This is a genomic window from Longirhabdus pacifica (assembly GCF_004115085.1).
GTDB classification, from domain to species: Bacteria; Bacillota; Bacilli; order Paenibacillales; family DSM-105158; genus Longirhabdus; species Longirhabdus pacifica.
In genome coordinates this window covers 210,659-227,062 of sequence record NZ_QXJP01000002.1, presented here as the reverse complement: position 1 = coordinate 227,062, position 16,404 = coordinate 210,659, and the positions used below count along the sequence as shown (strand labels likewise).

15 protein-coding genes, 1 pseudogene and 1 CRISPR repeat array are annotated in these 16,404 nt (G+C 37.1%); of the genes and pseudogenes, 14 read left to right on the top strand and 2 right to left on the bottom strand.

All coding sequences use genetic code 11. The features are described 5' to 3' along the window. Window positions 1–8: 8 nt before the first annotated feature. Genes cas4 through cas2 form a run of 3 tightly spaced genes read left to right on the top strand, consistent with a single transcriptional unit; the run spans window position 9 to window position 1,769 of the window. A complete protein-coding gene (gene cas4 / locus D1Z92_RS02455; protein WP_128894065.1) occupies window positions 9–527 on the top strand; it encodes a CRISPR-associated protein Cas4 in 519 nt (172 codons plus the stop codon). After that, a complete protein-coding gene (gene cas1b / locus D1Z92_RS02450; protein WP_128894064.1) occupies window positions 517–1,503 on the top strand; it encodes a type I-B CRISPR-associated endonuclease Cas1b in 987 nt (328 codons plus the stop codon). Before cas4 ends, cas1b begins: the two co-directional genes overlap by 11 nt. Window positions 1,504–1,505: 2 nt before the next feature. Beyond that, on the top strand, window positions 1,506–1,769 hold the full coding sequence (cas2, locus tag D1Z92_RS02445; RefSeq protein ID WP_128894063.1) for a CRISPR-associated endonuclease Cas2: 264 nt from the start codon (window positions 1,506–1,508) through the stop codon (window positions 1,767–1,769). A 218-nt stretch (window positions 1,770–1,987) separates the two neighbouring features. Continuing rightward, a CRISPR array of direct repeats spans window positions 1,988–3,749; the repeat unit is 29 nt; unit sequence GTTTTATTTGAACGTAGTGGGATATAAAG. A 102-nt stretch (window positions 3,750–3,851) separates the two neighbouring features. On the opposite strand, the gene D1Z92_RS02440 is transcribed toward cas2, so the two are convergent. Both D1Z92_RS02440 and curA read right to left on the bottom strand, forming a co-directional pair. After that, the gene (locus D1Z92_RS02440) at window positions 3,852–6,413 is read right to left on the bottom strand and encodes a peptidase G2 autoproteolytic cleavage domain-containing protein (RefSeq protein ID WP_128894062.1); all 2,562 of its coding nucleotides are present in this window, start codon (window positions 6,411–6,413) and stop codon (window positions 3,852–3,854) included. A gap of 226 nt (window positions 6,414–6,639) precedes the next feature. Next, window positions 6,640–7,635 carry an NADPH-dependent curcumin/dihydrocurcumin reductase gene (gene curA / locus D1Z92_RS02435; RefSeq protein WP_128894061.1) on the bottom strand — a complete coding sequence of 332 codons (996 nt, stop codon included), beginning with the start codon at window positions 7,633–7,635 and terminating at the stop codon, window positions 6,640–6,642. A 521-nt stretch (window positions 7,636–8,156) separates the two neighbouring features. Between curA and D1Z92_RS02430 the strand changes: the two are divergent. The 11 genes and pseudogenes from D1Z92_RS02430 to galE all read left to right on the top strand — a co-directional run. Next, window positions 8,157–8,476 (top strand): annotated as a pseudogene (locus D1Z92_RS02430) (class I SAM-dependent methyltransferase); the annotation flags it as partial. A gap of 54 nt (window positions 8,477–8,530) precedes the next feature. Further along, the gene (locus D1Z92_RS02425; protein ID WP_240666537.1) at window positions 8,531–8,935 is read left to right on the top strand and encodes a hypothetical protein; all 405 of its coding nucleotides are present in this window, start codon (window positions 8,531–8,533) and stop codon (window positions 8,933–8,935) included. Between the two features lie 200 nt (window positions 8,936–9,135). Continuing rightward, entirely contained in the window at window positions 9,136–10,209 is a 1,074-nt protein-coding gene (gene hisC / locus D1Z92_RS02420; RefSeq protein WP_128894058.1) for a histidinol-phosphate transaminase, read from the top strand. 478 nt (window positions 10,210–10,687) lie between these two features. Beyond that, on the top strand, window positions 10,688–11,398 hold the full coding sequence (locus tag D1Z92_RS02415) for a 4'-phosphopantetheinyl transferase family protein (RefSeq protein ID WP_164931415.1): 711 nt from the start codon (window positions 10,688–10,690) through the stop codon (window positions 11,396–11,398). 37 nt (window positions 11,399–11,435) lie between these two features. Further along, window positions 11,436–12,263, top strand: coding sequence for a VanW family protein (locus D1Z92_RS02410; RefSeq protein ID WP_240666536.1), 828 nt, complete (start codon window positions 11,436–11,438; stop codon window positions 12,261–12,263). Continuing rightward, on the top strand, window positions 12,241–12,885 hold the full coding sequence (locus tag D1Z92_RS02405) for an HAD hydrolase-like protein (protein ID WP_128894056.1): 645 nt from the start codon (window positions 12,241–12,243) through the stop codon (window positions 12,883–12,885). Before D1Z92_RS02410 ends, D1Z92_RS02405 begins: the two co-directional genes overlap by 23 nt. Window positions 12,886–12,930: 45 nt before the next feature. Further along, window positions 12,931–13,725: a thymidylate synthase gene (locus D1Z92_RS02400; RefSeq protein WP_128894055.1), complete on the top strand. Its 795-nt coding sequence runs from the start codon at window positions 12,931–12,933 to the stop codon at window positions 13,723–13,725. Then, entirely contained in the window at window positions 13,722–14,207 is a 486-nt protein-coding gene (folA, locus tag D1Z92_RS02395) for a type 3 dihydrofolate reductase (protein WP_128894054.1), read from the top strand. The genes D1Z92_RS02400 and folA overlap by 4 nt, the downstream gene beginning before the upstream one ends. Before the next feature lie 159 nt (window positions 14,208–14,366). After that, window positions 14,367–14,492: a putative holin-like toxin gene (locus tag D1Z92_RS17690; RefSeq protein WP_128894053.1), complete on the top strand. Its 126-nt coding sequence runs from the start codon at window positions 14,367–14,369 to the stop codon at window positions 14,490–14,492. Between the two features lie 227 nt (window positions 14,493–14,719). Further along, window positions 14,720–15,187 carry a hypothetical protein gene (locus D1Z92_RS02385; RefSeq protein ID WP_164931414.1) on the top strand — a complete coding sequence of 156 codons (468 nt, stop codon included), beginning with the start codon at window positions 14,720–14,722 and terminating at the stop codon, window positions 15,185–15,187. Window positions 15,188–15,343: 156 nt separating this feature from the next. After that, window positions 15,344–16,351: a UDP-glucose 4-epimerase GalE gene (gene galE, locus D1Z92_RS02380; protein WP_128894051.1), complete on the top strand. Its 1,008-nt coding sequence runs from the start codon at window positions 15,344–15,346 to the stop codon at window positions 16,349–16,351. Window positions 16,352–16,404: the final 53 nt, after the last annotated feature.

Below are 16,404 nucleotides of genomic sequence, written 5' to 3'. Positions count from 1 at the left end.
GGGATCGTATGCAGCATCAAACGATAGGTGGTGTAGATATCCAGTACTATGTCGTGTGTAAACGTAAGCTTTGGTTGTATAAGAAAGGAATTGGTATGGAGGAAGAATCGGACAGGGTAATGCAAGGGAAGGTGTTGCATGAAATAGCATATCCAAGACTTTTACAAAAAGAAATTTTGATAGATGGAGCTTTCAAGATAGATGCATTAGATGGTGAATATGTTAGAGAAGTTAAAATCTCTAGTAAGATGCAGAAAGCGGATACTATGCAGATGCTTTACTACTTATATCAATTATCACTGAGAGGCATCAACAAAAAAGGGCTGATTAGTTATACAAAAGAAAAGAGAACAGAAGAAATAGTATTGAATGATGATAATCGACAAGTAGTTGTGGATGCAATAGAAGGTGCTCAGAACATTTTACAGTTACCTTCACCACCCAAAGCAAAGAAGGTCCCTTATTGTAAGAAGTGTGCTTACTATGAATTCTGCTATGTACTGGAGGTGGACGAGCATGATGCGTGATCATTATGTTTTTTCTAATGGAAGATTAAAACGAAAACATAATACGATTTATTTTGAAAATGAACAAGGAATACAAAAGCCGTTACCTATAGAGAAAATTCAAACGCTGCACATTTTTGGAGAGGTCGATGTAAATAGTAAATTACTAACCTACCTGAGTCAATATGGTGTTTGTCTACAATTTTATAATTATTATGGTTTTTATACGGGTACATTTTATCCGAGGAAACGCAAAGAAAGTGGGATTGTTATTGTAAAACAAAGTGAGCATTACGCTTTTCATGATAAACGTATGTTTATTGCCTATTTATTTTTACAGGGAGCTATACATCATATGCTACGGAATTTAAGGAGAAGGAAGGAAGACACACAACAGTGTATAGATGAAATTGAATTGATAAGTAAAAAAATGCAGCAGGCAAAAACTATACAGCAATTAATGGGTTTTGAAGGACAAATTCGTCAATTGTATTATCAGGCATTTAATATGATGATTAAACAGGATTTTGTTTTTGAAAAAAGAGAAAAAAAGCCTCCTCGTGATCCATTGAATGCAATGATTTCATTTGGAAATTCATTAATGTATCAAGTGGTTCTTTCAGAAATATATAAGACAGTCCTCAATCCAACGATAAGTTATCTTCATGAGCCTTCAGTAAAGCGTTTTTCATTAAGTTTAGATATTGCGGAAATTTTCAAACCATTACTTGTTGATCCGCTTATTTTTACTTTAATCAATAAAAGGGTTATTACGAAAAAACATTTTGATTATTTGGAAGGTGAGATTTGTTATTTAAATGATGAGGGACGTAAAAAATTCATTAAATCATGGGAAGATCGTTTGAAAACATCGGTCAAGCATCGTTCATTGAATCGTAATACAACGTATAGATACTTGATTCGACTTGAGTGTTATAAATTAGTAAAGCATTTTATTGGCGATGAAGTATATAAACCGTTGAAAGCGTGGTGGTAAGAATGTTTGTAATTATTACTTATGATATTGGTCAAAAGCGTGTAGGTAAAGTGTGTAAAAAGTTGCGAGAATACTTGGATTGGACACAAAATTCTGTGTTCGAAGGTGAGATAACAAAAGGTTTACTGTCAAAATGTTTAAGTGAATTAAATCATATTATGGACAAAAATGAAGATTCACTCTATGTTTATCAAATCAATAATCCTCGAAATATAAAAAAGGTGGTTCATGGACAAGAAAAATCTCCGATTGATTTATTCTTGTGAATATGTGTAAAGTTGTAGTAGGGGAATTGATGAAATTGCAGTGAATCGTTTTATTGATCAATTGGCTTTCATGCCATATATACCAACGGATTTCAGTCATATTTTCAAGTATGGCAAAAACACAACTGGAAGCTTACTGCAAATTAAGGTATTATGATAGTATCAACATTCTTTGAAAATGCTTATATATCAAGGGATTTAGCAATTTTGATTTTAGGGTTTTATTTGAACGTAGTGGGATATAAAGGAATATAAAAAGAAGAAAGCGGCGGCAGTTATAACCGTTTTATTTGAACGTAGTGGGATATAAAGTACCCGAAGTAGATCGGTTTGGTGAAGGTGTTTCAGAAGTTTTATTTGAACGTAGTGGGATATAAAGGCGAAAACGGAACCCCCGCCACTATTAATTTCAACGTCAGTTTTATTTGAACGTAGTGGGATATAAAGACTCGTTCCGTGTATGCAGGTGTCATGCTTGGTTCGATGTTTTATTTGAACGTAGTGGGATATAAAGGAATAATCTGCCGCCACGCATATAGGTGAATAAAAAGTTTTATTTGAACGTAGTGGGATATAAAGAATAAAGTTGTAGTTCTCACAAGCTATGTGCAATCCCGTTTTATTTGAACGTAGTGGGATATAAAGGGAAAAGACAGCGTAATTCTTGCCGTCCCAGATCCGTTTTATTTGAACGTAGTGGGATATAAAGTAGCAATCCAAAACGGTGAGTCTCAAATATGCACAATAGGTTTTATTTGAACGTAGTGGGATATAAAGATACGATTACGATAATCAGTCGTTAGGGGTCACTAACGTTTTATTTGAACGTAGTGGGATATAAAGTGAAAAAGTCAGAAGTTGAGGAGATCAAAGCCTTTCTATGTTTTATTTGAACGTAGTGGGATATAAAGAGTAGACCTAAGCGCCCGTGTTCTTATCCTCGTTGTCCAGTTTTATTTGAACGTAGTGGGATATAAAGTTGAAAGTGGGACCATGGTGGAATCACTTTTAGGGTGAAAGTTTTATTTGAACGTAGTGGGATATAAAGAGTATTCAACAATCAATTTACCGTTGACGAGTTTTATGGTTTTATTTGAACGTAGTGGGATATAAAGTAAATAGTAGCAGCTAATGCCGCTTTCCCATTCGCCAGTGTTTTATTTGAACGTAGTGGGATATAAAGATACCTAAGAAAATGCCAAACGCCGGACCCTTTTGGAGTTTTATTTGAACGTAGTGGGATATAAAGTTCAGATAGAGATAAAAGGATATACGAAAAATCCGAGTTTTATTTGAACGTAGTGGGATATAAAGCCGACACCAAACGGACAATGACGATGCTAGACGCCACAGTTTTATTTGAACGTAGTGGGATATAAAGTAGCTTCTTGGAATGGACGTGTTGTATTGATTGATGACGTTTTATTTGAACGTAGTGGGATATAAAGATAACAGACTACTTAGCCGTTTAACAATAGGGTTAGTGTTTTATTTGAACGTAGTGGGATATAAAGTCGACACGTTGAAAAGAAGTGAAGGAACGTATGCTACAGTTTTATTTGAACGTAGTGGGATATAAAGTTGATTCTAACAGCACACGCCAACACACCAGACTCAAGTTTTATTTGAACGTAGTGGGATATAAAGATAGCAGTGGCAATATATTCCTTTTTACTCATACCCCGTTTTATTTGAACGTAGTGGGATATAAAGTCGCATCGGACAATTGACTGACGAATTAACAAGGTCGTTTTATTTGAACGTAGTGGGATATAAAGTGATGGTGGCGGTTCTAGTATGTTGTATACGAACGTACCGTTTTATTTGAACGTAGTGGGATATAAAGGACAAGTTTAAACGCAAGGTAGAAGAAGAGAAGCTAGAGGTTTTATTTGAACGTAGTGGGATATAAAGTTCTGAGTGTAGTGATGGAGAAACTGAAACTCCCCATGTTTTATTTGAACGTAGTGGGATATTAAGTCTAAAAATCGCCGCTCGTGAATTACTCACGCATGACAAAATAAGCGGCGAAGTCATTAGTGTAAGCTCTTACAGTACTCTTTCGTATCTCAAAGTTCATGCTTACATAGAAATAAGTCTCAAAATCAACTTCATTTGCTCCTCTAATTGCTCATTCTTTTCATGCAGCTGATTTAGTGTCTGCTGCTGATTGCCGTTGAACAAAACGAGTACTTGATTATCATTTAACCGTTCTAACACCCGATAGCCTACGCTAGCTTTAGTAGCTATTCCTTCGTCATTAGGTAGACAGTATTCTCCTACGTTGCATGTTCCGTCATCTCGTACTCTAATTTGTCCTATTAGACCTACAACTTCCCATTCAGGTCGTTGCATCCTTGGGATGTAGGTTTTATTTTGATCGAACGCTGGATTAGGAATGAGCCTCCGTTTCGTTTGGGCAGGAGTAATTTCCTTCCCATTAGCATCGATTACTGCTTCAACCTCTATATCTTCATATTGTTTTCGTCCCCATTCGTCTGTAGAAAATCTTTGTTGCCAATAATGTTCTGCGCTTCCTGCAATAAGAGCAGGGGTAGCGCTAGTGATTCCTAAAATATATTCATCTTGAGAGGTTGCTTTTCTAATTTGCTTGCTTTCTTCAGCAAAAGTAACAAAATAACCAACATCGATAGCTTTACCATCATGAGATTCGAACATTTCAGCAAAATCAGCACAGCATGGGTCTGTCGTATTTACACTTTGAAAAAAAGCATCCCCGCTGTTTAGAATACAAGCGTTAACCATTCTATTGTTATGGTCTGAACCACCAGCCATAAACCAACCATAATCTTCACACGCATCTCCGAATTGACCCATTACGTGAGCGCCAGTAAAGCCAGCAGTGGAAGTGCACATGCCCTCCGCATGCGAGTGATCCCCGCTTGCAGTTGTTCCTAGACCTTCTGCATGCGACGCTACACCAGAGGCGGTAGTGGATGCTCCCTCTGCATGAGCTGCCGTACCTGAAGCAGTGTTAGACTCACCCTCAGCGTGTGAAAAATCTCCACTTGCTAATGTAGTAGATCCTTCAGCATGACACCGGATTCCACTTGCTATGGTGAAAAACCCTTCTGCATGCGATTCTTCGCCTAATGCCTGTGTAAATCCACCTTCGGAGTGAGAGCTGTCTCCCATTGCCTCTGTACTTCTTCCTTCCGCATGAGAGACGGGTCCCATGGCCATAGATGCATCACCTTCCGCATGAGCTCCTCCTAGTGCCATCGTGACGCTGCCTTCCGCATGTGACTCACTTAACAGTGCAATGGTGGCATTTCCTTCCGCATGAGCGTCTATGCCGGTTGCGACGGAATTGACGCCTTCCGCATGGGAAGCCTCACCAGTGGAAGTTGTTGCTATTCCCTCTGCATGAGAAGCCTCACCAAGGGAAGTTGTCGACATCCCTTCCGCATGAGAACAGGTTCCACAAGCATCGGAAGAGCAGCCTTCCGCATGAGATGACATGCCAACTGCATTGGTGTTTGATCCTTCTGCATGAGCATGATCACCAGCAGCAAAGTTACTAGATCCTTCTGTATGAGCAGCCATACCAAATGCTGTATTTCGTATTCCTTCTGCATGGGAGAAGTCACCATCAGCTACTGTGTTTGCACCTTCTGCATGAGATCTTATTCCATTTGCTGTTGTTTCAAATCCTTCCGCATGCGATTCTTCTCCAATTGCTTGAGTAAATCCTCCTTCTGCATGCGAACCACTTCCTCTTGCTTCTGTACTTCTGCCCTCTGCATGGGAAACGGAACCTAAAGCCATGGATCCATCGCCTTCTGCATGAGCTCCTCCTAACGCTAATGTTCTGCTTCCCTCCGCATGCGATTCTCCTAATAATGCAATGGTTCTATTTCCTTCCGCATGCGCAACCTCTTCTCCCGCTATGGAACCATCTCCCTCGGCATGAGATGCTATACCAGTGGAAAAAGTAGATCTTCCTTCCGCATGGGAGAAATCTCCTAGTGAAGTCGTTAAAGTTCCTTCTGCATGAGCGCTTTGCCCAGATGCCACACAGTTATCTCCTTCCGCATGCGCGAATTCTCCGCTAGCTACAGTAATGATTCCTTCTGTGTGAGAACTGCTTCCAGTTGCTAAGGTGAAAAATCCTTCAGCATGGGATTCTACCCCTGAAGCTTGAGTGAAGTTTCCTTCCGCATGCGAGGCACTACCTAAAGCGTTGGTTTGTACTCCCTCTGCATGGGAGCAGTCAGCGTCAGATCTAGTTAATCTCCCCTCGGCATGAGAGTCATTTCCTGAAGCAGTAGTAGATCTCCCTTCTGCATGGGCATTAGCACCACTAGCCATTGTTATATTTCCTTCTGCATGAGCACACACACCAGAGGCTATAGTACTACATCCTTCCGCATGTGCATCGTCACCACTAGCTTCGGTCAAAATTCCTTCTGCATGTGCATTAACTCCTGTAGTGATGGTGCGATTCCCTTCTGCATGTGAACAAATGCCAACGGCAATAGTGTTGCATCCTTCGCTATGTGTACCAAAGCCTTCGGCAGTAGTTCCTGAACCTTCTGCTAGAGACGCTCTGCCATTAGCTACTGTGTTTTCACCTAATGCAGTAGAACAAATTCCGTTTTCCTGCCTATTACAAATATCCATTCCATTTCCTCTCCTTATGACCATAAGTTTGCTATTTGTTTGTTTTTCATGAAATAGACTTTAGCAATAAGATATTCGCGGAAAGGGCATATTGATTGGATGATGGCCTATGTATGCCGACAAATTAAATTGTGAACAGTGAATAGGGTGTATACAAAGTAAAAGCAGCCCTCAACATAGAGAGCTGCTCTTTTAGATATAATAAGTAAATTGAAAATGGATACGATTAGACCTGAACTAATTGCTTACCAATATTTTCACCAGAAAATAGTCCTAAGAAAGCTTGAGGTGTATGTTCAAATCCTTCTACTATGTTTTCTCTGTATTTTATTTTTCCTTCTGCTACCCATTGCCCAAGTTGCTTAAATCCCTCTCCAAATCGATGCATGTAATTTGTTACGATAAACCCTTGCATGAGAGCACTATTTTGTACTAATTTAACTAGTAATCTTGGCCCTACTTCAGGATCTTCTAAGTTGTACATGGAAATCTGTCCACATAATACAATTCTAGCACCTTGATTAATTTGAAGTAGTACGGCATCTGTAATGTCTCCACCAACATTATCAAAATACACATCTACACCGTTTGGACAAGCTTTTTGTATTGCCTCGAACACATTCTCCGTTTTGTAGTTGATGACTTCGTCAAATCCTAATTCTTCTTTCAGATATGCATTTTTCTCGTCGCTTCCTGCTATGCCGATTACTTTTGCTCCTTTTATTTTAGCAATCTGTCCCACAACCGATCCTACGGCACCGGCTGCACCAGATACGACAACGGTTTCACCTTCTTGTGGTTTACCTATATCTAGTAAGCCAAAATATGCCGTTAGTCCTGGCATGCCGATAGTACCTAATGCAGTAGAGATTGGAGCTAGTTCAGGATCAATTTTCATCGCGGTTTCAGCTGGAATAACCGCATACGTTTGCCAGCCAGATTGTGTAAGCACAATATCACCTTGCTTCCAGTCAGGAGAAGCAGATTCAACGACTTCACAAACGGCACCACCATCAATAAGACCACCTACTTGATATGGAGGAACATAAGACTTAGCATCGTTCATTCTTCCTCTCATGTAAGGATCAACAGAAATAAAAAGCGATTTTACTAGCAGTTGTCCTTCTTGTAGGGAGGGTAAATCTGATTCTACTAATTTGAAATTTTCTTCCTTAGGCATTCCGCTTGGGCGATCATTTAAAACGATTTGCTTTGTTTTCATTTTCTCTCTCCTTCATTTTGAAAAGATTTAAGATGAAGACGGTTACGGAGTAGCTTTGCTTTTTATCCTCATGCTTACGAAGTAGCTTTGCTTCGCAAAGCTTTTGGGTACGAAATCAGTGAAACAAGATTTCACTTTTTTTCTTATGCTTACGAAGTAGCTTTGCTTCGCAAAGCTTTTGGCATCCAGCTAAGCAAGCTTAGCTTTTTATCCTCATGCTTACGAAGTAGCTTTGCTTCGCAAAGCTTTTGCAATAAAACATCATATGAGAGAAGTCGGTTACTTATGTACAACATTTACTATGATTATTTTATTGCGATTGTGTGTTCAGATGCGTTTGCGAGACAGTATTTATTTTGTATATTTTACATATTTATTGTAACATTAATGGAAAGCTAAAGTGAATTGAATTTCATGCGCTTTAACTAATATTTTTATTTATTTCAAAAAATATAACATCGAATTTAAAACGTATCGGTTAAAATATAGGTTTTAAACGTTGAAAGGGGAGAAGAAGAGGAGTGAATACTAGATACAATAAGATAGGAAATACATATAACGTCACACGGAAAGCAGATGACAGGCTGACTCATAAGATATTGTCTCATTTGAATATAAATGTACCTGCGCATATTTTGGATGTAGGTGCAGGGAGTGGAAACTATAGTTTTGAATTGGCAAACATGGGGTATAGGGTAACGGCTGTAGAGCCTTCTCAAGTTATGATGGAACAATCAAAGAGACATAAAAATTTAACTTGGAATCAAGGAGCTGCTGAAAATCTTCCTCTGGATACGTGGATGGAATCATTTGTACCAATGCAATACATCATTTTAGTTCTTTGGATAAAAGTTTTAGTGAGATGAAAAGAGTTTTAAAATCAAGTGGAAGCATTGTGATTTTCACGAATGATTTTAGATTGATTCCTTCAGATTTTTGGATGTTTCATTATTTCGACGACTTATTTCATGATGCGATGGATAAACATCTTCCTATTTATAAACTTGTATCTTTAATGGAAAAAATATTAAAACGAAATGTTCAATTACTTCCTTTTCTCATCCCTTACAATATAGAAGATCATTTCTTTTGTTCTGCATGGCGAAGACCAGAAAATTACCTTGATGAAATATTTCGAAAGGGTATATCGTCTTTTGCTAACGCACCTAGATCTATTGTGGATTCATCTGTTGAACGTTTAAAAGCTGATTTATCCAGTGGAAAATGGGAGAAGCGATATGGAGAGATGCTCAATCTATTACAATATGATTGTGGTTATCGTTTTCTTGTAGCGGAGTAAACAAAAGTAGTAATCAATAAAACATCCAATTTGATTAAAGCACTTTAAAAATCCTGTTTTTTCAGGATTTTTTTCTATGTAAGCATCAAAGAAAAACCAACAGTAACATGTCATTATGATATAATTTTAACATGAATAAATAACACACAATACAATTGTGTAAAAACGAGAAGAAGAACATCAGGAGGTCATTTTTGAATATGAGTAAATTTTGGAACGCTATCGTACAAGGAATCGAGCCTTATGCAGCAGGAGAGCAACCAGACGGAGATTATATTAAATTAAATATGAATGAAAATCCATTTGCTCCTTCTCCGCAAGTGATACAAGCTATACAGCAAGCTGCAAATGCTGATTTGAGATTTTATCCTCATCCAAATGGAGATGATTTGAGGGAGGCCATAGGGGAAGAACATGGTTTTCCACTTGATCATATTTTTATAGGTAATGGTTCTGATGAAGTATTAGCCATGTGTTTTATGGCCTTTTTTGAAAATAAGGACGGGAAGAAGCTAAGGTTCCCAGACCTCACTTATGGATTTTATCCTGTCTACGCTAATTTGTTAGCGCTTTCCTATGATACAGTACCAGTAGATGAAGATCTGAAGGTTAATGTAAAAGACTATTTACATCATAATACTGGTGTCGTTATTGCTAATCCAAATGCACCGACTAGTAGAGCGTTACCGCTGAAAGAAATAGAAGAAATTTTGCAACATAACCAAGATTGTGTTGTCATTATAGATGAAGCGTATATAGACTTCGGTGGTACATCGGCATTATCCTTAATTGAACATTATCCTAATTTAGTGGTCACTCGTACGCTCTCTAAATCCCGTTCCTTGGCTGGTATGCGTGTTGGTTATTGCATTGCACAACCAGAATTAATCGAAGGCATTAATCGAATTAAAAATTCTATTAATTCACACACAGTCGATACAGTAGCTCAAGCTGCTGCTGAAGCTGCAATAAAAGATACAGCTTACTTCAATAAGACGGTGCAATCATTAATACAAACGAGAGATCATACGAAAGAGGCATTAAGACAGATCGGTTTTAAAGTCATTGATTCTAGCACAAATTTCCTGCTTGCAACGCATGAAAAGTATGATGCTGCTTCATTAACAAACCAGTTGAAAAAGCAAAAAATATTAATTAGATATTTCCCAAATGGAAGAATTAATGACTACATTCGCATTAGTATCGGAACAGAAGAAGAAATGGAGCAATTCATCCATGCGCTTACAGATATCATGAATGACGATAAGGCATAGTTTCCAATTACTCCATCATACTGTTTATATTGCACTCTCTTTGACCTCATGTATGAGTTGGGTTGAAGAGAGTTTTTATATTTATAAAATAAAATAAGATCGTATGTTCCCTTTTATGTTACTATTTGATATAATAAGCAAAATAAGCAAAAGAGAAAAAAGATGTTAGTTTTTCTTAAACGCTAAAGAATGATTAGCATAAAACGGTATAGCATGAAAAAATAAGTAAAAGAAGGTGAAGGACATGTCATACGTATGATATAGTAGTGATATTGTGAAAATGGAGCACTTTGCTTTGCGCAGCACCATGTTTTATGCAGTACTTCATTTTTCATCATGTGTAAAGATTTCTTCATCTTATGATTAGCGGTAATAAGTTCCTTTAACTAATTCAATTCACTTATGTAGTTTTAAAATAGTAGTTACTTATTTCAACTACATTTATTTCACTGTAATGTACAGTCAAAGGATGATGTTTATGCAATGTTATGGAGTTAACATTTCTGCAATAGAAGAAGTGAAAATAGAAGAACTATCTGGTTTTATCTCTAAAGAACGAAGGGAAAAACTAAAAAAGTTTTATCACCGCGAAGACGCAGTTCGATCTTTAATAGCAGAATTACTTTTACGGCATATACTGGTCAAAGATAGGCAATGTCAGTGGGAAAGCATCTCTTTTGAAAAAAATGAATTTGGTAAACCACAGTTGAAAGATGGAGCGGATATTCATTTTAATTTATCACACGCTGGAGACTGGGTAGTGTGTGGCATTGCAGAACATCCTATCGGTATCGATGTTGAAAAAAAGAAAGACATTGACGTACTAGCGCTATCACAGCGATTTTTTGCCAAAGAAGAAAGTGAATTACTATTAAACATTTCGGATAAGCAGCAACAACTTGAAATGTTCTATACCATTTGGACATTAAAAGAAAGTTTTATCAAGCATGTTGGTAAAGGATTATCCATTGCATTAGATTCTTTTTATTTTGAGCTGAAGGATGCCATTCGCTTTCATTCTGTTACCTATGAAGATACATACCAATTTCATTCTTTCTCTGTTGAAAGTGATTATATTTTTTCAATATGTAGCAAGAGCAGCAGTCCTAAAAAACAACCTGTATTGCACACACTTAGTATGGAACAATTTTTATCATCGTGCTTACCACACGCTGTTTTCATAAAGTGAATGGTGCTGTTGAATAAAGAAGAGTGAGGGGATTAACATGTTAAAAAAAATGTTAAGAAAAATTCCTTTCTTCCTCTTATGTAGAATAACCCAACTTAGACTGCAAAGGAAATGGAGAGATATTCGGCAAAACCGCCAATCTCCAAAGCTTGTATTTGCAGCAGAGAGACAAGAAGAAACATACCCTTTTCGTTGTAAAAAGCATCAGTCGCTCTTGCGAAGGAAACTCGGAAATTCCAATCCACAATTGCAAGAAAATAAAATTGTCAATTTAGCGCTTTGTATTCCTAAACTAGATGGCTTAGTGATTCATCCGAATGAAACCTTTTCTTTTTGGAGACAAATAGGAAAACCCACTAGAAGGAAAGGATTTATTGATGGATTATTACTTTCACATGGTGAAGTAAGAAGTGGTGTTGGCGGTGGGTTATGTCAATTAGCTAATCTGTTATATTGGCTAGTTTTGCATACTCCTTTACAGGTAACAGAGCGGCACCATCATAGTTTCGATCCTTTTCCAGATGATAGGAGAACACTTCCATTTGGAAGCGGTGCAAGTGTGTATTATAATTATGTAGATTTACGTTTCTACAACCCATGTGAGCAAAGCTTTCAAATTAAAGTATGGATGACCGATAAACATCTCAAAGGTTCTATACAAAGTGATCAGCATTTGCCATATAGTTATCACATTGAGGAACGTCATCATCAATTTATACAACAAGATGAAAAGTGGTTTAGGCAAAATGAAATTTGGCGACGTAAAATAGATAAACAAAGTGGGCAATGCATGGACATTAAGAAAGTATTGAGTAATTTTTCAGAGGTGAAATATATCCCATATGAAAAAACACATACTGTTTGACTTTGATGGAACCATTGTGAATTCTAAAATGTTATTTTTTGAACTGTACAATGAGTTAGCTGACGAACAAGATTTGCAGCGTATATCGTTGGCTGAAGTAGAACAATGGAGTCAGTTAAGCCTGCCGAAACGGTTTTTAAAAATGAACATACCAATTTTCAAATTACCTATGATTATTAACGAGATGAAAACAAAGTTAAATGAAGTGGTCCCTACGATACAAATGGTAGACGGTATGGGACACGTTTTGCAAAAATTAAACGAATCTGGTTACAATATAAGCATTCTTTCATCTAATTCTACGGATGTCATCGAACAATTTTGCCACACTAACCAGTTAGACTATATTCAAGATGTGTATAGTTCTGCTCATATTTTTGGTAAACACCATTCATTAGAAAAATATGTAGATCAGTATGACATATCCAAACAACAAGTATTATATGTTGGAGATGAGTATAGGGATATTGCTGCTTGTAAAAAAGCAGAAATTCCAATCATCGCTGTAACGTGGGGATTTGATGCGAAGACGTTATTAGAAGAAGGGGAACCTAATTATTTAGTGGATGATCCCACTGAATTGTCAGCAGTCATTCATGCATATCCATGGAGTAGTATATAACCATTTCACTATATCGGTATAAAATGTTGCGAGGAGATAAAACAAATGAAACAATATTTAGATTTGTGTCGTTACGTATTAGAAAATGGACAAAACAAGGGAGATCGAACGGGAACGAACACGATCAGTACGTTCGGCTATCAAATGAGATTTAATTTAGAAGAAGGCTTTCCGTTAGTAACGACAAAAAAGCTGCATTTAAAATCCATCATTCATGAGCTATTATGGTTTTTAAAAGGAGATACGAACGTGAAATACTTACAAGACAATGGCGTTCGTATTTGGAATGAATGGGCGGATGAGAATGGGGATTTGGGTCCTGTTTATGGTCATCAATGGAGATCTTGGCCAGCAAAGGATGGTGGCGAGATGGATCAGATTTCTAACCTCATTGAAGAGATTAAACAAAATCCAAATTCACGTAGATTAATGGTAAATGCATGGAATGTAGCGGATATACCGGAAATGGCATTAGCACCGTGTCACTGTTTATTTCAATTTTATGTTTCAGATGGCAAATTATCTTGTCAATTATATCAAAGAAGTGCGGATGTATTTCTAGGTGTGCCGTTCAATATCGCTTCCTACGCTTTATTGACGATGATGGTAGCGCAAGTTTGTAATCTAAAACCGGGTGAATTCATTCATACGTTTGGAGATGTGCACATCTATCACAACCATATAGAACAAGTAAAGTTGCAATTGACAAGAGAACCTAGACCTTTACCACGTATGCGTATCAATCCAGAAGTAAATGATATTTTTGCATTTCAATATGAAGACTTCAAGATTGACAATTATGATCCTCATCCACTTATTAAAGGAGTCGTGTCCGTATGATTTCACTTATTTTCGCCATGGGAGAGAATCGTGTCATTGGTAATAACAATCAATTGCCATGGCATTTACCTGCTGACCTTGCTTTTTTCAAAAAAACGACCATGCATCATCCTATCATTATGGGAAGGAAAACCTTTGAGTCTATTGGCAAAGCACTGCCTGGCAGGTTGAACATTGTGGTTACACGAGACAAAAACTATGAGGCAGAACATTGCACGGTCGTACATAGTGTAGATGAGTTGGTGAAAAAGTACGGGGACACGAAAGAAGAAGTGTTTGTTATCGGTGGTGCAATTTTGTATGAATCTTTTTTACCTTATGCTAATAAAATGTATATTACTAAAATAGAACATGAGTTTGAAGGAGATGCTTTTTTTCCGAAATACGATGAGAAAAATTGGGTGGAAATAGAGGCTCACAGCGGGGTAGTGGACGAGAAGAATATGTATAATTATACTTTTTTCAAGTATGAAAGAAAATAAAAACCCTTACAATTTAGGTGTTGATAGACAACCAACTTAACCAGTTTATGCTTAAATACAAAGTATTATGCATAATAAATCTTAAAAAAATAAATAGTATTCCATTCTAATAATGCCTTTTTATGGTATAATCAAGTTATTATAGATAAATGCCTATATATGGACGATCAGCAATCTCTCTATAAGGAGGTGGTTGCTATGATGGAAGTGAAAGACTCTATACAATTGATGGTTATGTTTGGGATGTTTATTATTTCAATGTTGACTTATTTGAAGAAGAAGTAGCCCTCATATAAGCGATAGTTGGAAGAGGACTACTTCATACGGTTCCGCTGATCGCCATAAGGCCATCTTAGGATTGGGACCGCAGTTTCATGGCGAGTGAACTGCGGTCTTCTTTAATCACAAATCCTATTTTACCACAAAAAAGTAAAAGTTCAAATGATTTCATTCACATTATTTGAAATTATTAGTTTATCTGAAATAATTAACTTTTATGGAAAGGGGGTTCAATGATGAACAGCGTAGAACATATTCGTAGACAGCTTAAAGAAAAGCAATTGCACCGTCTGCATGCCATGGAACCCGGCCGTAAATTAGATGTACTTATTGCTACGTATGTCATGAAGTATGTGGTTGAAAAAATAACAATAGATAATATTGAAGATTACTGGTATAGAAAAAATCCAATATATGCCGTTAACCAACAGCATGAATTAGAGCGAGTTCCTAATTATTCCACGGTTATTTTTAGTGCGTTTCAATTACTAGATCTATACCCCGATTGGAATATGACGAAAAAAGATGGAAAGTATAGCGTGCAACTTGCAGATCAGAAAGTACCCAACGATGAAGTCAAAAGTACGCATATTGAAATAATACCTATTTATACGGATTTAGCTGAAGCCATATGTAAATCGTGCTTGCAATATGTAATCTATAACAACAAAATGATTGAAGAGTTAATTGAATCTTCATGAATGTGTAATTCTCGTGAAAAGTATGTCATGAATATGTGATTCCCATGAAAAATAAGAAGCAGCTACATTTACTTTATGAATGATGTGGTATACTTATGAAGTATTTTACTAAAAAAATAGTCATCGGTTTTTGATAGGAGAAGGGAGCTTGTAATCATGATATTAGTATGTGGCGGAGCAGGTTATATTGGTAGCCATGCTGTATTAGAGTTGATTGAACAAGGAGAAGAAGTTGTTGTTATAGATAATTTCCAAACAGGACATCATCAGGCAATAAATAAAGCAGCAATTTGTGAACAGGGCGATTTACGTCATAAAGACTTTTTACGTGATGTTTTCAAAAAGTACAATATTAATGCAGTCATACATTTTGCAGCAGATTCCTTAGTAGGGGAAAGTGTTCAACACCCTTTAAAATATTATAATAATAATGTTTATGGTACGATGAATCTTCTAGAAGTGATGGCAGAGCATGACGTTAAACATATTGTGTTCTCCTCCACGGCTGCAGTGTACGGTCAACCTGATAACATTCCGATAAAAGAAAGCGATTTCACCCTTCCGACTAATCCATATGGAGAAACGAAGTTAGCTGTGGAGCGCATGTTGAAATGGTCAGAACAGGCTTACGGTATACATCATGTCATTTTGCGATATTTCAACGTTGCTGGTGCGCATGTTTCTGGAACGATCGGTGAAGATCATAGACATGAGACACATTTAATTCCTATTGTACTTCAATGTGCGTTAGGTCAACGGGAACAAGTTTCTGTTTATGGTGATGATTATGATACGCCAGATGGGACGTGTATTCGAGATTACATTCATGTCACAGATTTAGTTCGTGCACATATCCTTTCTCTTCGCCATGTGATGGAAAAGAAAGAAAGTTGTATTTTCAATCTGGGGAATGAAAAAGGTTTTTCAGTAAAGCAGATTATCGATACGGCGAGAAAAGTAACGGGTAAGCCTATTCCATACACAATAGATGCTCGTAGGGAAGGCGATCCAGCCATTTTGGTGGCATCATCTGATAGCATTAAAAACAAATTGCAATGGAAGACAGAATATGGTGATATCGAAAGTATCATTACCACAGCTTGGAATTGGCACAAGCAACATCCAGAAGGATATCGCAGTCCAGCGTTTTCAACTCATGCTTAACTATTACGTTAGAAAAACGGTATGAATCAAGTGTCGTCTCATAACTTGGTAAC